Raw genomic sequence first — 22,069 nt, 5'->3', positions numbered from 1 at the left:
ATGCGTCTGGCTTGCCTTTATACTACCGCGCGTTTGTTTATAAACTGCCCAAATGAAACTAAATGGGAAATTTCCAGTGAAGTTCGTAAAGTATTTTTTGATCCTTGCAGTCTGTTGCATTCTGCTGGGAGCAGGCTCGATTTATGGCCTATACCGCTACATCGAGCCACAACTGCCGGATGTGGCGACATTAAAAGATGTTCGCCTGCAAATTCCGATGCAGATTTACAGCGCCGATGGCGAGCTGATTGCTCAATACGGTGAGAAACGTCGTATTCCGGTTACGTTGGATCAAATCCCGCCGGAGATGGTGAAAGCCTTTATCGCGACAGAAGACAGCCGCTTCTACGAGCATCACGGCGTTGACCCGGTGGGGATCTTCCGTGCGGCAAGTGTGGCGCTGTTCTCCGGCCACGCGTCACAAGGGGCGAGTACCATTACCCAGCAGCTGGCGAGAAACTTCTTCCTCAGTCCAGAACGCACGCTGATGCGTAAGATTAAGGAAGTCTTCCTCGCGATTCGCATTGAACAGTTGCTGACGAAAGACGAGATCCTCGAGCTTTATCTGAACAAGATTTACCTCGGTTACCGCGCCTATGGTGTCGGTGCTGCGGCACAAGTCTATTTCGGAAAAACGGTCGACCAACTGACGCTGAACGAAATGGCGGTGATAGCCGGGCTGCCGAAAGCGCCTTCCACCTTTAATCCGCTCTACTCAATGGATCGTGCCGTCGCGCGGCGTAACGTCGTACTGTCGCGGATGCTGGATGAAGGGTATATCACCCAACAACAGTTCGATCAGACACGCACTGAGGCGATTAACGCTAACTATCACGCGCCGGAGATTGCTTTCTCTGCGCCGTACCTGAGCGAAATGGTGCGCCAGGAGATGTATAACCGTTATGGCGAAAGTGCCTATGAAGACGGTTATCGCATTTACACCACCATCACCCGCAAAGTACAGCAGGCCGCACAGCAGGCAGTACGTAATAACGTGCTGGACTACGACATGCGCCACGGCTATCGCGGCCCGGCAAATGTGCTGTGGAAAGTGGGCGAATCGGCGTGGGATAACAACAAGATTACCGATACGCTGAAGGCGCTGCCGACCTATGGTCCGCTGCTGCCTGCTGCAGTCACCAGCGCCAATCCTCAGGAAGCGACGGCGATGCTGGCGGACGGGTCGACCGTCGCATTGAGTATGGAAGGCGTTCGCTGGGCGCGTCCTTACCGTTCGGATACTCAGCAGGGACCGACGCCGCGTAAAGTGACCGATGTTTTGCAAACGGGTCAGCAAATCTGGGTTCGTCAGGTTGGCGATGCATGGTGGCTGGCACAAGTGCCGGAAGTGAACTCGGCGCTGGTGTCGATCAATCCGCAAAACGGTGCCGTTATGGCGCTGGTCGGTGGCTTTGATTTCAATCAGAGCAAGTTTAACCGCGCCACCCAGGCACTGCGTCAGGTGGGTTCCAACATCAAACCGTTCCTCTACACCGCGGCGATGGATAAAGGTCTGACGCTGGCAAGTATGTTGAACGATGTGCCAATTTCCCGCTGGGACGCAGGTGCCGGTTCTGACTGGCAGCCGAAGAACTCACCACCGCAGTATGCCGGTCCAATTCGCTTACGTCAGGGACTGGGCCAGTCGAAAAACGTAGTGATGGTACGCGCAATGCGGGCGATGGGCGTCGACTACGCTGCAGAATATCTGCAACGCTTCGGCTTCCCGGCGCAAAACATTGTCCACACCGAATCGCTGGCGCTGGGTTCAGCGTCCTTCACCCCAATGCAGGTGGCGCGTGGCTACGCGGTCATGGCGAACGGCGGCTTCCTGGTGGACCCGTGGTTTATCAGCAAAATTGAAAACGATCAGGGCGGCGTGATTTTCGAAGCGAAACCGAAAGTAGCCTGCCCGGAATGCGATATTCCGGTGATTTACGGTGATACGCAGAAATCGAACGTTCTGGAAAATAACGATGTTGAAAATGTCGCTATCTCCCGCGAGCAGCAGAATGTTTCTGTGCCAATGCCGCAGCTGGAGCAGGCAAATCAGGCGTTAGTGGCGAAGACTGGCGCGCAGGAGTACGCACCGCACGTCATCAACACACCGCTGGCATTCCTGATTAAGAGTGCCTTGAACACCAATATTTTTGGTGAACCAGGCTGGCAGGGTACTGGCTGGCGAGCAGGTCGTGATTTACAAAGGCATGATATAGGCGGAAAAACGGGTACCACTAACAGTTCGAAAGATGCGTGGTTTTCGGGTTACGGTCCGGGCGTTGTGACCTCGGTCTGGATTGGCTTTGATGATCACCGTCGTAATCTCGGTCATACAACGGCTTCTGGAGCGATTAAAGATCAGATCTCAGGTTACGAAGGCGGTGCCAAGAGTGCCCAGCCTGCATGGGACGCTTATATGAAAGCCGTTCTTGAAGGCGTGCCGGAACAGCCGCTGACGCCGCCGCCAGGTATTGTGACGGTGAATATCGATCGCAGCACCGGGCAGTTAGCTAATGGTGGCAACAGCCGCGAAGAGTATTTCATCGAAGGTACGCAGCCGACACAACAGGCGGTGCACGAGGTGGGAACGACCATTATCGATAATGGCGAGGCACAGGAATTGTTCTGATTAAAAAGGCGCTTCGGCGCCTTTTTCTGTTTGCTGACAAAGTGTCACTTTATTTATACCGGATACGGCGTGAACACGTTATCCGCCTGGCAACATCGAGAAAAATCAATATATTGCAGGAGCCGCGCAGGCCTGATAAGCATTGTGCATCAGGCAAACTTCACGCATTTACAACCGCCCCTGCCCCTTCAACCATTCGCGCACGAGGAACAGCGCGCTGACATTACGCGCTTCGTTGAAGTCAGGGTCTTCCAGCAAATCCATCATATGCGCCAGCGGCCAGCGCACCTGTGGTAGCGGCTCTGGCTCATCGCCTTCCAGTGATTCCGGGTAGAGATCTTGCGCTACCACGATATTCATTTTGCTGGAAAAGTAAGACGGTGCCATGCTGAGCTTCTTCAAAAAAGTCAGATCGTTCGCACCAAATCCCACTTCTTCTTTTAGCTCGCGGTTAGCGGCTTCGTAGACGCTTTCACCCGGATCAATTAATCCTTTCGAAAAACCTAATTCGTAGGATTCCGTTCCCACTGCGTATTCGCGGATCAGGATCAGGTGATCGTCCACAATCGGCACAATCATCACCGCTTCCCGGTTGGTTGGACGCATTCGTTCATAAACACGCCGCACGCCATTGCTGAACTCCAGATCCACGCTTTCGACGGTAAACAGTCGTGAACGGGCTACAGTTTCAATATTCAGAATGGTGGGTTTTTGTAATGATTTGCTCATCGTGGGATCTATGCTGTGAAATCAGCGGTTATTGTGCGATATCGGACACGCTTTCGGCAATGTGAATTGCATGTTATTTACATTTATGTAACTTATTAAATAATCATCCTCAAATCAAATTAAAAGTCAATAGGTTGAAATAACTCCAGGAATTTGCTGATATTCCGCCTTCAGAGGGTTTGCTATGATCAGCGGTTACTGTGATGTGCTTAATGATGCTCAAGTTAAACTCCACGCTTGCCGATAGCCAACCGCAGAATCATGTATTGTGTCCGGTGCGACTGACCACGCCTGACAGACTAAGTAAGATGGGGAAAGCATGAGCACCATTGTGATTTTTTTAGCTGCTTTGCTGGCCTGCTCACTACTTGCGGGATGGCTGATAAAAGTGCGATCCAGACGGCGTCAACTGCCCTGGACCAACGCTTTCGCAGACGCGCAAACGCGCAAACTCACACCTGAAGAACGTAGCGCCGTTGAAAATTATCTTGAGAGCCTGACGCAGGTATTACAGGTGCCTGGCCCAACGGGAGCCAGCGCGGCACCGATCTCTCTGGCGCTGAATGCCGAAAGCAACAACGTCATGATGCTAACACACGCTATCACGCGTTACGGCATCTCTACCGACGATCCGAATAAATGGCGTTACTACCTCGATTCGGTAGAAGTCCACCTGCCCCCTTTCTGGGAGCAGTACATCAACGATGAGAATACCGTTGAACTGATTCATACCGATTCGCTGCCGCTGGTTATTTCACTCAACGGTCATACGCTGCAGGAGTACATGCAGGAAACTCGCGGCTATGCCTTGCAACCTGTTCCGTCAACACAGGCGTCGATTCGCGGGGAAGAGAGTGAGCAAATCGAGCTACTCAATATTCGCAAAGAAACGCACGAAGAGTATGCGCTAAGTCGTCCGCGCGGGCTGCGCGAAGCGTTGCTGATTGTCGCCTCCTTCCTGATGTTCTTTTTCTGCCTGATTACCCCGGATGTATTTGTTCCGTGGCTGGCAGGCGGCGCGTTACTGCTGCTGGGCGCAGGACTGTGGGGGCTATTCGCGCCCCCGGCAAAATCCTCCCTGCGGGAAATTCATTGTCTACGCGGCACACCCCGTCGTTGGGGATTGTTTGGCGAAAACGATCAGGAACAGATCAACAATATTTCACTCGGTATTATCGACCTGGTCTATCCCGCACACTGGCAGCCCTACATTGCTCAGGATCTTGGTCAACAAACCGATATCGATATCTATCTCGACCGCCACGTAGTGCGTCAGGGGCGATATCTTTCGCTGCATGATGAAGTAAAAAACTTTCCGTTACAGCACTGGCTGCGCAGTACGATTATCGCTGCGGGCTCGCTGCTGGTGCTGTTTATGCTGTTATTCTGGATCCCGCTGGATATGCCGCTGAAATTCACCCTCTCGTGGATGAAAGGCGCACAGACCATTGAAGCCACCAGCGTAAAACAACTGGCTGACGCTGGCGTGCGGGTTGGCGATACATTGCGTATTAGCGGTACGGGAATGTGTAATATTCGCACTTCCGGAACCTGGAGCGCGAAAACCAATTCACCTTTTTTACCGTTTGACTGCTCGCAGATCATCTGGAATGACGCCCGCTCATTGCCATTACCAGAATCTGAACTGGTCAACAAAGCGACGGCTTTGACCGAAGCAGTTAATCGCCAGCTGCACCCTAAACCGGAAGATGAATCTCGCGTCAGCGCCTCATTACGTTCAGCAATTCAAAAATCCGGCATGGTATTGCTTGATGATTTTGGCGACATAGTACTGAAGACAGCGGATCTGTGTTCTGCCAAAGATGACTGTGTGCGACTGAAAAATGCGCTGGTCAATCTCGGCAACAGTAAAGACTGGGACGCGCTGGTAAAACGCGCCAACGCCGGGAAACTCGATGGCGTGAATGTGTTATTACGCCCGGTGAGTGCGGAATCACTGGATAACCTGGTGGCAACCTCCACCGCGCCGTTTATCACGCATGAAACGGCGCGAGCGGCACAATCACTAAACAGTCCGGCCCCCGGCGGATTCCTGATTGTCAGCGACGAAGGCAGCGATTTTGTTGATCAGCCCTGGCCTTCGGCATCACTTTACGACTATCCGCCGCAAGAACAGTGGAACGCTTTCCAGAAACTGGCACAAATGCTGATGCATACGCCGTTTAACGCCGAAGGTATCGTCACAAAAATCTTCACTGACGCCAATGGTACGCAGCATATTGGCCTTCATCCGATCCCGGATCGTTCCGGCCTGTGGCGCTATCTCAGCACCACGCTGCTGCTACTGACGATGCTGGGTAGCGCCATTTATAATGGCGTACAGGCCTGGCGTCGTTACCAGCGTCATCGCACTCGCATGATGAAGATTCAGGCCTATTATGAAAGCTGCCTGAACCCGCAACTGATCACCCCTTCAGAAAGCCTTATCGAATAACACGTTTGCGCGGCAGGTTATGCTACCCTGTCGCGCAAATTGCTTCACTCTGGAGATTTCCCTCATGCATATCAACATTGCCTGGCAGGACGTAGATACCGTTCTGCTGGATATGGACGGCACGTTGCTCGACCTCGCCTTCGATAACTATTTCTGGCAAAAGCTGGTGCCTGAAACATGGGGCGCGAAAAACGGGGTTACGCCACAGGAAGCGATGGAATATATGCGCCAGCAATATCACGACGTACAGCATACGCTAAACTGGTACTGTCTTGATTACTGGAGTGAGCAACTGGGTCTGGATATCTGTGCGATGACCACCGAGATGGGACCGCGCGCCGTACTGCGTGAAGATACCATTCCGTTTCTTGAGGCACTGAAAGCCAGCGGTAAGCAGCGAATTTTGCTCACCAATGCGCATCCGCACAACCTGGCGGTAAAACTTGAGCATACCGGTCTGGACGCACACCTTGATTTATTACTTTCCACCCACACATTTGGTTATCCGAAAGAGGATCAGCGGTTATGGCATGCGGTGGCCGAAGCTACGGGTCTTAAAGCTGAAAGAACGCTGTTTATTGATGACAGCGAAGCGATTCTCGATGCTGCCGCGCAATTTGGTATTCGTTACTGCCTCGGTGTGACTAATCCTGACTCCGGGATTGCCGAGAAACAGTATCAACGCCATCCGTCACTGAATGACTACCGCCGCCTGATCCCCTCGCTAATGTGAAGGAGATGCCATGAAAGAAAAACCTGCTGTTGAGGTTCGACTGGATAAATGGCTATGGGCTGCCCGTTTTTATAAAACCCGCGCGCTGGCCCGTGAAATGATTGAAGGCGGTAAGGTGCATTACAACGGGCAGCGCAGCAAGCCAAGCAAAATCGTCGAGCTGAATGCCACGCTCACTCTGCGCCAGGGAAATGACGAACGCACGGTGATTGTAAAGGCGATTACTGAACAGCGTCGCCCCGCCAGCGAGGCAGCCTTGCTGTATGAAGAGACTGCGGAAAGTGTAGAGAAACGCGAAAAAATGGCGCTGGCACGTAAACTTAATGCCTTAACCATGCCGCATCCGGACCGACGCCCGGACAAAAAAGAGCGCCGCGACCTGTTACGATTTAAACACGGCGACAGTGAATAACTGTCACCTGCAAGAGAGATGATTATGCCGCAACATGACCAATTACATCGCTATCTGTTTGAAAACTTTGCCGTTCGCGGCGAACTGGTAACCGTTTCGGAAACCCTGCAACAGATCCTTGAGAATCACGATTATCCGCAGCCCGTTAAAAACGTGCTGGCAGAACTGCTGGTTGCGACCAGCCTGTTAACCGCTACGTTGAAGTTTGATGGTGATATCACCGTACAGCTGCAAGGCGACGGTCCGATGAATCTGGCGGTTATTAACGGTAACAACAACCAGCAGATGCGCGGTGTAGCGCGCGTGCAGGGCGAAATTCCAGAAAATGCCGACCTGAAAACGCTGGTCGGCAATGGTTACGTGGTGATCACCATCACCCCAAGCGAAGGCGAACGCTATCAGGGCGTGGTGGGTCTGGAAGGTGATACCCTGGCGGCCTGCCTGGAAGATTACTTTATGCGTTCTGAACAGTTGCCGACGCGCCTGTTTATTCGCACCGGCGACGTAGACGGCAAACCGGCTGCAGGCGGTATGTTGTTGCAGGTAATGCCTGCGCAAAATGCCCAGCAGGACGACTTTGACCACCTGGCGACGCTAACCGAAACCATCAAAACCGAAGAACTGCTGACCTTACCGGCAAACGAAGTGTTGTGGCGTTTGTATCACGAAGAAGAGGTGACGGTTTACGATCCGCAGGATGTGGAGTTCAAATGCACCTGCTCGCGTGAACGTTGCGCCGACGCGCTAAAAACGCTGCCGGATGAAGAAGTCGATAGCATCCTGGCGGAAGATGGCGAAATTGACATGCATTGTGATTACTGCGGTAACCACTATCTGTTCAATGCGATGGATATTGCTGAAATCCGCAACAACGCGTCTCCGGCAGATCCGCAAGTTCATTAATGAGTATGTCCGGCAGAGAGGGCTCTGCCGGATTTTACGACGTAATGGCCTGATGCGCTGCGCTTACCAGGCCTATGAAATAAATCGCAAGTTATTTTGGTCAGATACAGCGTCGTATCCGTTAAAAGCGTTGTCACTTACTTAAGTTTATTTCCAGCGTTTCACCATCTACCGTCAGATCGCGCCACGCTTTAGGCCTCGTCCCCAGCTTTCCATCCTTCGCAGCAGCGAGTAATTTTTCTTTCGTTATTTGGCGCGGAAGTAAACTCATATCAAGCGCGTCCCATTCTTTTCTATCTGAGTCAAAGCCATAGACAATGACTCTGTCATCATTAAAAGCAAACAGGATCCGCTCCGCCTGACCATCACTATTCAGATCTTGCTCGACCAGTACGCAGGCGTCTTTTTCAATACAGGTCATCACGTTATAGCGATCCTGGATTAAGGCCGACCAGAATGTCGCATCCGGTTTACCAGAACCTGGGGCAATTAACACATTATCGGCTAATACTTTTTCCGATACCTGTTCCTGAAGATGTTGCTCTCCATCTAACGCCATCAGCAGATCCCGCGCGCGTTTCGGGTCTTTCATAAACCCGGCATCGCTTTTCAGCGACTCAAGCGCCGCACGTCCATAGCGACCGCTCTGTTCGAGCATGTAGATAGTTACCTGGTCTGGCGTGTTTTTGCCGCTCTGATAACGCGCCATATGACTGTTCACGCTAATGCGCATACTGTCCAGCACCGGCGAATTAAGAAGCACCAGCATTACCAACACCAATAACGAAACCGCAAGGTTCACTTTGCCCTGAAGATCAAGGGGATTTTGCCCTTTACGCCAGACGATACTGACAAAATACCCCAGTGACCATACCAGTAACACCAGCACCGCCAGCGCGCCCTGCAAGCGGTCGACAGTCCAGCCGTACTGAGCGACCCGCAGCCATAACGCCCAGGCGGCGACGAACACATACAGCGGAGCAACCAGCAAAGCGGTTTTAATCAGGCAACGCAACGGCCCCGTCCAGGGAAGAGACGCTTTTTGCGGATCGCGGACAATAGCCATTAAGATCAATTGCAAAAAGGCCAGCGTTAACAGCAACCCAACGGCGGAGATGTGGCGAGAAATCGCGCTCAGGCCCGTAAACGGCAGGGTGATAATAAACATCAGGGTTAGCAATGATACTAACGGCAGCAACCCCGTGGCGATTAACGTGAACAACTTTTGAATAGAGTCGATTAAACGTGACTGTGTACGCGCGAGGATCACCGCCAGTGCGGTAACCAGACCTAACGTGAGATAAATAAACCAGTCGGTTGCAAAAAAGAGCGTTTTGAAAAACGTGATGCCAACAAGTTTAAACAACTCACTCCACAGTAAAAGCACCAGCCACGTCAGGCCATTGGCGAGAAAAATCACCAGTAATATAAGTACATTATGCCATATTGACTGGTAAAAATAGCGATAGCGGCTACTGTCATTGCGGATGCGAAGGCTTTGTTGTATCCACGGTAGCAACAACATTGCCATCAGCAGCAGATAGCAGCCAAAATCCCAAAGCGCCTTTTCAGCTCTCCAGGGGTTCATGCCATCAATTTGCCACTTTAGCCAACCGCTCATCCCTAGCGTGGCAATAAACACCAGCGCCAGCCATCCCCAAAGGCGCTTCTGTTTAAAGGAGATCACGGAGAAGAGTAAAACGGATGAAAACGCGACGGTCGCAGGCACGCCATAAACAATCCAACTGAGATTTTTTCCGGCAAGCCAGGCGATCAGCAGGTAGCAAACCAGACCCTGAAGTAATCCGGTAGCAATCATCCCCCAACGTGTTGCGGGTGAAAGTTCAACGTTATCCATGTTAGTTATCCAGAATCAAAAAGTGGGTTAATTATCGCATCCAGGCCGTAGTATTTTGCTTTTTTCAGAAAATAATCAAAAAAAGTTAGCGTGGTGAATCGATACTTTACCGATTGAATTTGCATCAATTTCATTCAGGAATGCGATTCCACTCACAATATTCCCGCCATATAAACCAAGATTTAACCTTTTGAGAACATTTTCCACACCTAAAATGCTATTTCTGCGATAATAGCAACCGTTTCGTGACAGGAATCACGGAGTTTTTTGTCAAATATGAATTTCTCCAGATACGTAAATCTATGAGCCTTGTCGCGGTTAACACCCCCAAAAAGACTTTACTATTCAGGCAATACATATTGGCTAAGGAGCAGTGAAATGCGCGTTAACAATGGTTTGACCCCGCAAGAACTCGAGGCTTATGGTATCAGTGACGTACATGATATCGTTTACAACCCAAGCTACGACCTGCTGTATCAGGAAGAGCTCGATCCGAGCCTGACAGGTTATGAGCGCGGGGTGTTAACTAATCTGGGTGCCGTTGCCGTCGATACCGGGATCTTCACCGGTCGTTCACCAAAAGATAAGTATATCGTCCGTGACGATACCACTCGCGATACTTTCTGGTGGGCAGACAAAGGCAAAGGTAAGAACGACAACAAACCTCTCTCTCCGGAAACCTGGCAGCATCTTAAAGGCCTGGTGACCAAACAGCTTTCCGGCAAACGTCTGTTCGTTGTCGACGCTTTCTGTGGTGCGAACCCGGATACTCGTCTTTCCGTCCGTTTCATCACCGAAGTGGCCTGGCAGGCGCATTTTGTCAAAAACATGTTTATTCGCCCGAGCGATGAAGAGCTGGCAGGTTTCAAACCAGACTTTATCGTTATGAACGGCGCGAAGTGCACTAACCCGCAGTGGAAAGAACAGGGTCTGAACTCCGAAAACTTCGTGGCGTTTAACCTGACCGAGCGCATGCAGCTGATTGGCGGCACCTGGTACGGCGGCGAAATGAAGAAAGGGATGTTCTCAATGATGAACTACCTGCTGCCGCTGAAAGGTATCGCTTCTATGCACTGCTCCGCCAACGTTGGTGAGAAAGGCGATGTTGCGGTGTTCTTCGGCCTTTCCGGCACCGGTAAAACCACCCTTTCCACCGACCCGAAACGTCGCCTGATTGGCGATGACGAACACGGCTGGGACGATGACGGCGTGTTTAACTTTGAAGGCGGCTGCTACGCAAAAACTATCAAGCTGTCGAAAGAAGCGGAACCTGAAATCTACAACGCTATCCGTCGTGATGCGCTGCTGGAAAACGTCACCGTGCGTGAAGATGGTTCTATCGACTTTGATGATGGTTCAAAAACCGAGAACACCCGCGTTTCTTATCCTATCTATCACATTGAAAACATCGTTAAGCCGGTGTCCAAAGCGGGCCACGCAACTAAGGTTATCTTCCTGACTGCTGATGCTTTCGGCGTGCTGCCGCCGGTTTCTCGTCTGACTGCCGATCAAACCCAGTACCACTTCCTCTCTGGCTTCACCGCCAAACTGGCTGGTACAGAGCGCGGCATCACCGAACCGACGCCAACCTTCTCCGCCTGCTTCGGCGCGGCATTCCTGTCGCTGCACCCAACTCAGTACGCAGAAGTGCTGGTGAAACGTATGCAGGCGGCAGGCGCGCAGGCGTATCTGGTTAACACCGGCTGGAACGGCACTGGCAAACGTATCTCGATTAAAGATACCCGCGCCATTATCGACGCCATCCTCAACGGTTCGCTGGATAACGCAGAAACCTTCACTCTGCCGATGTTTAACCTGGCGATCCCAACCGAACTGCCGGGCGTAGACACGAAGATCCTCGATCCGCGTAACACCTACGCTTCCCCGGAACAGTGGCAGGAAAAAGCCGAAACCCTGGCGAAACTGTTTATCGACAACTTTGATAAATACACCGACACCCCTGCGGGTGCCGCGCTGGTAGCGGCAGGTCCTAAGCTGTAATCAGCTGATATCTCATTGACCCCTTATCCAAACGGATAAGGGGTTTTTTTATCTAATTAGCTACCAATATGTACACGGTACACTTATAATTATCAATAGACCGCAGGATGCATTATGTTCACCTTTATTGAACTACAAGGATTTAGCAAACGCCGCCAGTTATTGCTACCTGATGATGAGTTCCGGGCTTTTCAGGAACTACTCATTCAAGATCCCACTGCCGGTGACATTATCGCAGGCACAGGCAGTTTTAGAAAAATTCGCTGGAACCGTTCTGGAATGGGGAAACGGGGTGGCATTCGGATAATTTATTACAACGTAACACGCAATGGCCGAATTTATCTGGCGTTGATTTATCCTAAAAATGAACAGGATGATTTAACAGAAGAACAAAGAAAGGCATTGAAACTATTGTCCGAGAAGCTGCTTTAATGTTGAAGCTCCACAAATTCCACCATGGCCGAAATGTCAACGGAGGCATTGAAAACAGATGAAAGATGAATTATTTGCTGATCTTCTTGCCAGCGCAGAAGAAATGGTACGCATCGAAAAGGGTGAAGAAACGCCAGAACCAGAGCACGTCCATACTTTTAGCGAAATCGATGTAAAAGCGATCCGTGAAGCAACGGGTTTACGTCAGCAAGATTTTGCTGTCGCCGTAGGGGTAAGTTATGACCTGGTCAAAAGCTGGGAAACCAAACGCCGTCAGCCTACCGGAGCACCCCGAAAATTGCTCCTGCTTTTGCAAGCGAATCCTTTCATTATCAATCAATTGAAAACAATCTAAAAACGGGAGGCACCTTCACCTCCCGTTTTATTTACCCTTCTTTTGTCATGCCCTGCGCCCGCGTTACCGGCACTGGCAGCCAGGCACGAATGGAAAGCCCGCCCCGCTCGCTGGTGCCAAGCTCCAACATGCCGTTATGGTTATCCACGATACGCTGCACAATCGCCAGCCCTAATCCCGTGCCGCTAATAGTGCGCGCACTGTCGCCACGAACAAACGGCTGGAACAGGTGCTTACGTTGTTCCGGCGCAATACCCGGACCGTCATCTTCTACCTGGAACCAGGCGCGATTCGGCTCCGTGCCGCTGCTGACTTTGATCCAGCCATTGCCGTAACGGGCGGCGTTGACCACCATATTCGCCACCGCGCGTTTGATCGACAGCGGGTGCATTTTCACCTCAATGCTGCCGGGGTAAAGCGCGGTTTCAATTTCCCGCTCATAGCCACTTTCGGCGGCAATCACCTCACCGAGCACGGCGTTGAGATCCGCCATTTCCATCGGCATCTCCTGCCCGGTGCGCAGGTAGTCGATAAACTGCTCAATGATGGCGTTGCACTCTTCGATATCTTTATTGATCGATTCTGCCAGGTAGCCATCCTGCTCGCTCATCATCTCGGTCGCCAGACGAATACGCGTCAGCGGCGTGCGCAGATCATGGCTTACCCCCGCCATCAGCAGCGTACGGTCATCCGCCAGTTGCTTAACACCAGCCGCCATATGGTTAAAGGCGCGGGTAACGGAACGCACCTCCGAAGCGCCATATTCACGCAGCGGCGGCGGAATAATCCCTTTACCCACCTGCAAGGCTGCGTGTTCGAGATCGACCAACGGTCGGTTCTGGATACGAATAAACAGCCACGCCCCGCCTATCGCCAATAGCATAATCGCCAACGTATAGCGGAACAGCGGGGAGAAATCGCCCTGATGAATTTCGGTTAGCGGCACGCGTACCCAGATATTGGGCGACAACCAGGTTTTCAGCCAGACGACAGGCGAACTTTTGTTGACCTCGACGCGCACTTCCGTCGGGCCGCCCAGTTGCTGCGCCATCTGATGGCTTAAGAATTCATAGTGTTGTGCCCAACGCAGACCTGCCTCTTCGGCAGCTTCGTTGGAATAGAGAGAGATCCCCAGCTCACGGTAGATCTCCCGACGGAAAGCGGGAGGCACAACCAACTGCGTGCCGTCCTCCAGTTGCAGTTTGTCGGTCATCAACATACGCACTTCGTACGCGAGGACTTTATTAAACTGCTGGAGGCTCGGCAAAATCGCGAAGTTCAGCACCACCAGATAAGTCGTCACCAGGCTGACGAACAGCAAGGTGACGATGAGCAATAACGTGCGGGCAAATGAACTTCGTGGCGAGAAGCGCAATCGCCTCATGCTTTAGAACCGTCCGGTACAAAGACGTAGCCCAGACCCCAGACGGTCTGAATGTAACGCGGATGCGCCGGATCTTCTTCCACCATGCGGCGTAGACGCGAAATCTGCACGTCGATGGAGCGTTCCATTGCGGAGTATTCACGGCCACGGGCAAGGTTCATCAGCTTATCGCGGGAGAGCGGCTCACGCGGATGGCTGACCAGTGCCTTCAGTACCGCAAACTCACCGCTGGTGAGCGGCATCGGCTCATCTTCGCGGAACATTTCACGCGTACCGAGGTTAAGTTTGAACTTACCGAAAGCAATTACCGCCTCTTCCTGTGACGGCGCGCCCGGCAGTTCGTTCGCCTGACGACGCAGCACCGCACGAATGCGGGCCAGCAATTCACGCGGGTTAAACGGTTTTGGAATGTAGTCGTCAGCGCCAATCTCCAGGCCAACGATACGGTCCACTTCTTCCCCTTTCGCCGTCACCATAATGATCGGCATCGGATTGCTCTGGCTACGAAGACGTCGGCAAATCGACAAACCATCTTCACCAGGTAACATCAAATCCAGTACCATAAGATGGAAAGATTCACGAGTCAGCAGGCGATCCATCTGTTCTGCATTAGCGACGCTTCGAACCTGGAAGCCTTGTTCGGTGAGATAACGTTCCAGCAGCGCGCGCAGGCGCATGTCGTCATCAACCACCAGAATCTTGTAGTTCTCTTGCATTGTTTGTACTCCCAAAGGTTCGCAACAATTTGTAAGCGTGTATTCTTAAAAAAGCTCACGTTCGTCACCAGCTAAATCTGGTATGAATTTCAGCCTAAATTGTTACAAAGCATATTAAACAGCAGCTTAAGTATACAATTTATTCGGCGAAACATTATTGATTCTGTTGATATGATCACGTTATACCCAATGTGCGCATTATCAAACAGACAAAGGGAATCAACGAGATGAAAACGCCCCTGGTTACCCGGGAAGGGTATGAAAAACTCAAACAAGAGCTTAATTATCTCTGGCGTGAAGAACGCCCGGAGGTCACAAAGAAAGTGACCTGGGCCGCAAGTCTGGGCGACCGCAGCGAAAATGCTGACTATCAGTATAATAAAAAGCGCCTGCGTGAAATCGACCGTCGCGTGCGCTATCTCACTAAATGCATGGAAAATCTCAAAATCGTCGATTACTCCCCGCAGCAGGAAGGCAAAGTCTTTTTTGGCGCGTGGGTGGAGATTGAAAACGACGATGGCGTGACTCACCGTTTCCGTATTGTCGGCTACGATGAAATTTTTGGCCGTAAAGATTACATCTCTATCGATTCCCCGATGGCCCGCGCATTGCTGAAAAAAGAAGTCGGCGATCTGGCGGTGGTGAATACCCCTGCCGGGGAAGCGAGCTGGTATGTTAATGCTATCGAGTACGTGAAACCGTAAGGAAGAGTCTTAACCTCCTGCCGATGGCTGGCATTTTTGCCAGCCAGTCCGTATAACTATCCCCTGATTTTTGATCCGAAAAGATGAACTCAAACCATGATGAATGATTCGTTCTGCCGCATTATTGCGGGTGAAATTCAGGCGCGCCCGGAACAGGTTGACGCTGCCGTTCGCCTGCTTGACGAAGGGAATACCGTGCCGTTTATCGCACGTTATCGTAAGGAAATCACCGGCGGTCTGGATGACACGCAGCTGCGTAATCTGGAAACGCGTCTGAGCTATCTGCGCGAGCTGGAAGAGAGACGTCAGGCGATCCTCAAGTCCATTTCCGAGCAAGGCAAACTCACTGACGAGCTGGCGAATGCCATCAACGCCACACTAAGCAAAACCGAACTCGAAGACCTCTACCTACCCTACAAACCTAAACGCCGCACCCGCGGGCAAATCGCCATTGAAGCAGGGCTTGAGCCGTTGGCTGACCTGCTGTGGAGCGATCCGTCACACACGCCAGAAGTCGCGGCTGCACAATATGTTGATGCAGATAAAGGCGTGGCAGATACCAAAGCCGCGCTGGACGGCGCGCGCTATATCCTGATGGAACGGTTTGCCGAAGATGCCGCGCTGCTGGCAAAAGTGCGTGATTATCTGTGGAAGAACGCGCATTTGGTTTCGACGGTGGTGAGCGGTAAAGAAGAGGAAGGGGCGAAATTCCGCGACTATTTCGATCATCACGAACCGCTATCCACGGTGCCTTCTCACCGCGCGCTGGCGATGTTCCGTGGGCGTAACGAAGGCATACTTCAGCTTTCGCTGAATGCCGATCCGCAGTTCGAAGAGCCGCCGAAAGAGAGCTATTGCGAGCAAATCATCATGGATCACCTTGGCCTGCGCCTGAACAATGCCCCGGCGGATAGCTGGCGCAAAGGCGTGGTGAGCTGGACGTGGCGCATCAAGGTGCTGATGCATCTGGAAACCGAACTGATGGGCACCGTGCGCGAACGCGCGGAAGATGAAGCAATCAACGTCTTTGCCCGTAACCTGCACGATCTGCTGATGGCGGCCCCAGCCGGACTGCGTGCAACGATGGGCCTCGATCCGGGTCTGCGTACCGGGGTAAAAGTAGCGGTGGTCGATGCAACTGGCAAACTGGTGGCGACCGATACCATTTATCCACATACCGGACAAGCCGCAAAAGCAGCGATGACCGTTGCTGCCCTGTGTGAAAAGCATAACGTTGAACTGGTGGCGATCGGCAACGGTACAGCTTCTCGCGAAACCGAACGTTTCTATCTCGACGTGCAGAAGCAGTTCCCGAAAGTGACCGCGCAGAAAGTGATCGTCAGCGAAGCTGGCGCGTCGGTTTACTCGGCTTCCGAGCTGGCAGCACAGGAATTCCCGGATCTCGACGTTTCGCTGCGTGGCGCGGTGTCTATCGCCCGTCGTTTGCAGGATCCGCTGGCGGAGCTGGTGAAAATCGATCCGAAATCTATCGGCGTAGGTCAGTATCAGCATGACGTCAGCCAGACGCAACTGGCCCGCAAACTGGACGCAGTAGTAGAAGACTGCGTAAACGCCGTTGGCGTCGATCTCAACACCGCTTCTGTTCCGCTGTTAACTCGCGTGGCGGGCCTGACGCGCATGATGGCGCAAAACATCGTTGCCTGGCGCGATGAGAACGGTCAGTTCCAGAACCGTCAGCAACTGCTGAAAGTGAGCCGTCTGGGGCCGAAAGCCTTCGAGCAGTGCGCGGGCTTCTTGCGCATTAACCATGGTGATAACCCGCTGGACGCGTCTACCGTTCACCCGGAAGCCTATCCGGTGGTGGAACGCATTCTGGCAGCAACACAGCAGGCACTGAAAGATCTGATGGGTAACAGCAGCGAGTTGCGTAACCTGAAAGCGTCTGACTTTACTGATGAAAAATTCGGTGTACCGACGGTAACTGACATCATCAAAGAGCTGGAAAAACCGGGTCGCGATCCGCGTCCGGAATTTAAAACCGCTCAGTTTGCCGATGGCGTCGAAACGATGAACGACCTGCAACCGGGTATGATCCTCGAAGGTGCGGTGACCAACGTCACCAACTTTGGCGCGTTTGTCGATATTGGCGTTCATCAGGACGGCCTGGTTCACATCTCTTCATTGTCGAACAAGTTTGTGGAAGATCCGCATACCGTGGTGAAAGCGGGCGATATTGTGAAGGTGAAAGTGCTGGAAGTGGATCTTCAGCGCAAACGTATCGCCCTGACTATGCGTCTGGACGAGCAGCCTGGCGAAACCAACGCTCGTCGCGGCGGCGGTAATGAACGTCCGCAGAACAACCGCCCGGCAGCCAAACCGCGTGGGCGTGAAGCGCAGCCTGCCGGTAATAGCGCGATGATGGATGCGCTGGCGGCGGCAATGGGCAAAAAACGTTAAACGCCCGGACTGGCCCCTAAACCTGCGCGATTAGGCGTTCACGCCACATCTGGCAACGAACGCCTTGCCTGACATAAAAGTGCCGGAGAATATCTCCGGCCTTTTTATTCCACAAGCAAACTCATAATATATCCCGTTAATATTTATCACTTCATTAACAACTGAAACCTTAATTAAACATTAACCAGCCCTAATAATTCGTCATGCGAATTATATTTTCGCTGCGATATAATCTTGAGCCATATCAACATTGAGTCAGATTATTATTCAAACCAACATTCACACACATTTTAAGTATTGCTGATAGAAACCATTCTCATTATCATTGTACTGTTGATTATTTAATCTCTCCTTCGTTGGCAAATCATCTGGTCTCATGTCGCTGTCAAACGCCCCATGAGGTAGTTATCCAGTTAATGAGAAACAAGTAGGCACCTATGCAATACACTCCAGATACTGCGTGGAAAATTACTGGCTTTTCCCGTGAAATCAGCCCGGCATATCGCCAAAAACTGCTTTCTCTAGGCATGTTACCTGGCTCCTCTTTTAATGTGGTGCGCGTCGCTCCACTCGGCGACCCCATTCATATCGAAACCCGTCGTGTGAGCCTGGTATTACGCAAAAAAGATCTGGCCTTATTAGAAGTGGAAGCGGTTTCCTGTTAATACGGTGATAACAACAATGAAAAAATTAACCATTGGCTTAATTGGTAATCCAAATTCTGGCAAGACAACCTTATTTAACCAGCTCACTGGCGCACGTCAGCGTGTAGGTAACTGGGCTGGCGTTACCGTCGAACGTAAAGAAGGGCAATTCTCCACCACCGATCATCAGGTCACGCTGGTGGACCTGCCTGGCACCTATTCTCTGACCACCATCTCATCGCAGACCTCGCTCGATGAGCAAATCGCCTGTCACTATATTCTGAGTGGCGACGCCGACCTGCTGATTAACGTGGTGGATGCGTCTAACCTTGAGCGTAACCTGTACCTGACGCTGCAACTGCTGGAACTCGGCATTCCCTGCATCGTGGCACTGAACATGCTCGACATTGCCGAGAAGCAAAATATTCGTATTGAAATTGATGCTCTGTCGGCACGTCTTGGCTGCCCGGTGATCCCGCTGGTTTCAACCCGTGGTCGCGGTATTGAAGCGCTCAAGCTGGCGATTGATCGCTATAAAGCTAACGAAAATGTGGAACTGGTGCATTACGCTCAGCCGCTGCTCAACGAAGCAGATTCACTGGCAAAAGTGATGCCTTCCGACATCCCGCTGAAACAACGTCGCTGGCTGGGCCTGCAAATGCTGGAAGGCGATATCTACAGCCGCGCCTACGCCGGTGAAGCGTCGCAGCATCTGGATGCCGCCCTCGCCCGTCTGTGTAATGAGATGGACGATCCGGCGCTGCACATTGCCGATGCGCGTTACCAGTGCATTGCTGCCATCTGTGATGTGGTAAGCAACACCCTGACGGCAGAACCCAGCCGTTTCACCACTGCGGTAGATAAAATCGTGCTCAACCGTTTCCTCGGTCTGCCGATTTTCCTCTTTGTGATGTACCTGATGTTCTTGCTGGCTATCAACATCGGCGGGGCGTTACAGCCGCTGTTTGACGTCGGTTCCGTGGCACTTTTTGTGCATGGTATTCAATGGATTGGCTACACGCTCCACTTCCCGGACTGGCTGACTATCTTCCTCGCCCAGGGCCTGGGCGGTGGTGTTAACACCGTTCTGCCACTGGTGCCGCAGATCGGCATGATGTACCTGTTCCTCTCCTTCCTCGAGGACTCCGGCTATATGGCGCGTGCGGCGTTTGTGATGGACCGTCTGATGCAGGCGCTGGGCTTGCCCGGGAAATCCTTTGTACCGCTGATCGTTGGTTTCGGTTGTAACGTACCGTCGGTAATGGGCGCACGTACGCTTGATGCACCGCGTGAACGTCTGATGACCATCATGATGGCACCGTTTATGTCCTGCGGCGCGCGTCTGGCTATCTTCGCCGTATTCGCGGCTGCCTTCTTCGGGCAGAACGGTGCGCTGGCGGTCTTCTCGCTGTATATGCTCGGTATTGTGATGGCGGTGCTGACTGGCCTGATGCTCAAGTACACCATCATGCGCGGTGAAGCGACGCCGTTTGTCATGGAGCTACCGGTCTACCATGTACCACACGTTAAAAGCCTGATTATCCAGACCTGGCAGCGTCTGAAAGGCTTCGTTCTGCGTGCTGGTAAAGTGATTATCATCGTCAGCATTTTCCTGAGTGCTTTCAACAGCTTCTCGCTGAGCGGGAAAATCGTCGATAACATCAACGACTCGGCGCTGGCGTCCGTCAGCCGGGTGATCACCCCGGTCTTCAAGCCAATTGGTGTGCATGAAGATAACTGGCAGGCAACGGTTGGCCTGTTTACAGGTGCCATGGCGAAAGAAGTGGTAGTGGGTACGCTCAACACCCTCTACACCGCAGAAAATATTCAGGACGAAGAGTTCAATCCGGCAGAGTTTAACCTCGGTGAAGAGCTGTTCAGTGCGGTAGATGAAACCTGGCAGAGCCTGAAAGACACCTTCAGCCTTAGCGTACTGATGAACCCCATTGAAGCAAGCAAAGGCGACGGCGAAATGGGTACCGGGGCGATGGGCGTGATGGATCAGAAATTCGGTAGCGCAGCTGCCGCATACAGCTACCTGATTTTCGTCCTGCTGTACGTACCGTGCATCTCGGTGATGGGGGCCATCGCCCGTGAATCAAGCCGTGGCTGGATGGGCTTCTCCATCCTGTGGGGGCTGAATATTGCTTACTCACTGGCAACATTGTTCTATCAGGTCGCCAGCTACAGCCAGCACCCAACTTACAGCCTGGTGTGCATTCTGGCGGTTATCCTGTTTAACATCGTGGTTATCGGTTTGCTGCGTCGCGCGCGTAGCCGGGTGGATATCGAACTGTTGGCAACGCGCAAGTCGGTAAGCAGTTGCTGCGCAGCCAGCACCACCGGTGATTGCCATTAATGGCTTCACTTATTCAGGTGCGTGATTTGCTGGCGTTACGGGGCCGTATGGAAGCGGCCCAGATAAGCCAGACATTGAACACCCCGCAGCCAATGATTAACGCCATGCTGCAACAGCTGGAAAGCATGGGCAAAGCCGTGCGGATTCAGGAAGAACCTGACGGCTGCCTCTCTGGCAGTTGTAAAAGCTGCCCGGAAGGCAAAGCCTGTCTGCGCGAGTGGTGGGCGCTGCGTTAACCTTACTCCATCGCCTGTTTTGAAAAGCCCGGTATGCGTTTGCATCCGGGCCTTTTTGCGTGCGACTTTCCATAAAAATGCAACCCTTGCAGCACGGCGCAAGTTCCTCTGAAAGCGTCTCGCAGGGATGAAAACTCGCTAATGCACAGGTGTGGAGTGGCGCGTAGAGTCGCGGCATTCAAACAACAGGTGAAGGAACGCCATGAGCAAAAAGCAGAGTTCCACCCCACACGATGCGCTGTTCAAACTCTTTTTACGCCAACCGGAGACGGCGCGCGATTTTCTTGCGTTCCATTTACCGGCACCTATTCACGCGCTCTGTGATATGAAAACCCTCAAGCTGGAGTCGAGCAGCTTTATTGATGACGATCTGCGTGAAAGCTATTCCGACGTGCTGTGGTCGGTGAAAACGGAACAAGGACCAGGATACATCTATTGTCTGATTGAACATCAAAGCACCTCAAACAAACTGATCGCATTTCGCATGATGCGTTACGCTATTGCCGCAATGCAAAATCACCTGGATGCCGGATACAAAACGTTGCCGATGGTGGTGCCATTGTTGTTTTACCACGGCATTGAAAGCCCCTATCCCTATTCACTGTGTTGGCTGGATTGTTTCGCCGATCCCAACCTGGCAAGGCAGCTTTATGCCTCCGCATTTCCGCTGATTGATGTCACCGTCATGCCTGATGATGAAATCATGCAGCACCGACGTATGGCGCTGCTGGAGTTAATTCAAAAACATATTCGTCAACGCGATCTGATGGGGCTGGTAGAGCAAATGGCCTGCTTATTAAGTAGTGGATACGCTAATGACAGACAAATCAAAGGGCTGTTTAATTACATCTTGCAAACCGGCGATGCGGTACGTTTTAACGATTTTATCGACGGCGTTGCCGAACATTCACCGAAACACAAGGAGAGCTTAATGACTATTGCGGAAAGATTGCGGCAAGAGGGGGAACAATCCAAAGCCTTGCATATAGCAAAAATAATGCTTGAATCCGGAGTCCCTCTTGCGGACATCATGCGTTTTACCGGGGTGTCAGAAGAAGAGTTGGCTGCGGCGAGTCAGTAAAGTTCTGTCTCGCCATTTCA

At 52.1% G+C, this 22,069-nt stretch carries 18 protein-coding genes; 14 read left to right on the top strand and 4 right to left on the bottom strand.

Annotated features, from left to right (window positions below; translation table 11 throughout):
* The first annotated feature begins 76 nt into the window (after positions 1-76).
* Complete coding sequence (mrcA, locus tag ACJHYW_RS10780; RefSeq protein WP_001361658.1) at positions 77-2,629, top strand: peptidoglycan glycosyltransferase/peptidoglycan DD-transpeptidase MrcA; 2,553 nt, start codon at positions 77-79, stop codon at positions 2,627-2,629.
* A 168-nt stretch (positions 2,630-2,797) separates the two neighbouring features.
* Here mrcA and nudE read toward each other — a convergent pair whose 3' ends face one another.
* Positions 2,798-3,358, bottom strand: a complete 561-nt coding sequence (gene nudE, locus ACJHYW_RS10775; RefSeq protein ID WP_000045731.1) for an ADP compounds hydrolase NudE — start codon at positions 3,356-3,358, stop codon at positions 2,798-2,800.
* A gap of 319 nt (positions 3,359-3,677) precedes the next feature.
* Here nudE and igaA point away from each other — a divergent pair, with 319 nt between their 5' ends.
* The 4 genes from igaA to hslO all read left to right on the top strand — a co-directional run bounded on the left by igaA (position 3,678) and on the right by hslO (position 7,861).
* Entirely contained in the window at positions 3,678-5,813 is a 2,136-nt protein-coding gene (gene igaA / locus ACJHYW_RS10770) for an intracellular growth attenuator protein IgaA (RefSeq protein ID WP_000104522.1), read from the top strand.
* Positions 5,814-5,877: 64 nt separating this feature from the next.
* On the top strand, positions 5,878-6,546 hold the full coding sequence (yrfG, locus tag ACJHYW_RS10765; RefSeq protein WP_001295168.1) for a GMP/IMP nucleotidase: 669 nt from the start codon (positions 5,878-5,880) through the stop codon (positions 6,544-6,546).
* Positions 6,547-6,556: 10 nt separating this feature from the next.
* On the top strand, positions 6,557-6,958 hold the full coding sequence (hslR, locus tag ACJHYW_RS10760) for a ribosome-associated heat shock protein Hsp15 (protein ID WP_000660483.1): 402 nt from the start codon (positions 6,557-6,559) through the stop codon (positions 6,956-6,958).
* Positions 6,959-6,982: 24 nt separating this feature from the next.
* Positions 6,983-7,861, top strand: coding sequence for an Hsp33 family molecular chaperone HslO (gene hslO, locus ACJHYW_RS10755; RefSeq protein WP_001135574.1), 879 nt, complete (start codon positions 6,983-6,985; stop codon positions 7,859-7,861).
* 133 nt (positions 7,862-7,994) lie between these two features.
* Here the strand turns inward: hslO and ACJHYW_RS10750 are convergent, their stop codons facing one another.
* Positions 7,995-9,719 (bottom strand): DUF4153 domain-containing protein, encoded by a 1,725-nt coding sequence (locus ACJHYW_RS10750; protein ID WP_000370852.1) that lies wholly within the window; start codon positions 9,717-9,719, stop codon positions 7,995-7,997.
* Positions 9,720-10,097: 378 nt separating this feature from the next.
* Between ACJHYW_RS10750 and pckA the strand changes: the two genes are divergently transcribed.
* The 3 genes from pckA (at position 10,098) to nadS (ending at position 12,507) form a co-directional block, all read left to right on the top strand.
* Complete coding sequence (pckA, locus tag ACJHYW_RS10745) at positions 10,098-11,720, top strand: phosphoenolpyruvate carboxykinase (ATP) (protein WP_001361659.1); 1,623 nt, start codon at positions 10,098-10,100, stop codon at positions 11,718-11,720.
* A 114-nt stretch (positions 11,721-11,834) separates the two neighbouring features.
* Complete coding sequence (locus tag ACJHYW_RS10740; protein WP_000493756.1) at positions 11,835-12,152, top strand: type II toxin-antitoxin system RelE/ParE family toxin; 318 nt, start codon at positions 11,835-11,837, stop codon at positions 12,150-12,152.
* Positions 12,153-12,210: 58 nt separating this feature from the next.
* Complete coding sequence (gene nadS / locus ACJHYW_RS10735) at positions 12,211-12,507, top strand: NadS family protein (RefSeq protein ID WP_000650976.1); 297 nt, start codon at positions 12,211-12,213, stop codon at positions 12,505-12,507.
* Positions 12,508-12,538: 31 nt separating this feature from the next.
* Here nadS and envZ read toward each other — a convergent pair whose 3' ends face one another.
* Positions 12,539-13,891, bottom strand: coding sequence for a two-component system sensor histidine kinase EnvZ (gene envZ / locus ACJHYW_RS10730; RefSeq protein WP_001253708.1), 1,353 nt, complete (start codon positions 13,889-13,891; stop codon positions 12,539-12,541).
* Positions 13,888-14,607 (bottom strand): two-component system response regulator OmpR, encoded by a 720-nt coding sequence (gene ompR, locus ACJHYW_RS10725; protein WP_001157751.1) that lies wholly within the window; start codon positions 14,605-14,607, stop codon positions 13,888-13,890. Before ompR ends, envZ begins: the two co-directional genes overlap by 4 nt.
* A 227-nt stretch (positions 14,608-14,834) precedes the next feature.
* On the opposite strand from ompR, the gene greB reads away from it, so the two are divergent.
* The 6 genes from greB (at position 14,835) to rpnA (ending at position 22,049) form a co-directional block, all read left to right on the top strand.
* Positions 14,835-15,311 (top strand): transcription elongation factor GreB, encoded by a 477-nt coding sequence (greB, locus tag ACJHYW_RS10720; protein WP_000856744.1) that lies wholly within the window; start codon positions 14,835-14,837, stop codon positions 15,309-15,311.
* A 96-nt stretch (positions 15,312-15,407) separates the two neighbouring features.
* Positions 15,408-17,729 carry a Tex family protein gene (locus ACJHYW_RS10715; protein ID WP_000980760.1) on the top strand — a complete coding sequence of 774 codons (2,322 nt, stop codon included), beginning with the start codon at positions 15,408-15,410 and terminating at the stop codon, positions 17,727-17,729.
* Positions 17,730-18,166: 437 nt separating this feature from the next.
* Positions 18,167-18,394, top strand: a complete 228-nt coding sequence (feoA, locus tag ACJHYW_RS10710; protein WP_001200455.1) for a ferrous iron transporter A — start codon at positions 18,167-18,169, stop codon at positions 18,392-18,394.
* Positions 18,395-18,410: 16 nt separating this feature from the next.
* Positions 18,411-20,732 (top strand): Fe(2+) transporter permease subunit FeoB, encoded by a 2,322-nt coding sequence (feoB, locus tag ACJHYW_RS10705; protein WP_000737002.1) that lies wholly within the window; start codon positions 18,411-18,413, stop codon positions 20,730-20,732.
* On the top strand, positions 20,732-20,968 hold the full coding sequence (feoC, locus tag ACJHYW_RS10700) for a [Fe-S]-dependent transcriptional repressor FeoC (protein WP_000157586.1): 237 nt from the start codon (positions 20,732-20,734) through the stop codon (positions 20,966-20,968). Before feoB ends, feoC begins: the two co-directional genes overlap by 1 nt.
* A 202-nt stretch (positions 20,969-21,170) precedes the next feature.
* On the top strand, positions 21,171-22,049 hold the full coding sequence (rpnA, locus tag ACJHYW_RS10695) for a recombination-promoting nuclease RpnA (RefSeq protein ID WP_000039099.1): 879 nt from the start codon (positions 21,171-21,173) through the stop codon (positions 22,047-22,049).
* Positions 22,050-22,069 lie beyond the last annotated feature (20 nt).

Origin of the sequence: Escherichia sp. WS3063 (assembly GCF_046486595.1) — a bacterium.
Lineage (GTDB): Bacteria > Pseudomonadota > Gammaproteobacteria > Enterobacterales > Enterobacteriaceae > Escherichia > Escherichia coli.
The sequence above is the reverse complement of the archived record's forward strand: the minus strand, read 5'-3'. Positions and strand labels throughout refer to the sequence as shown.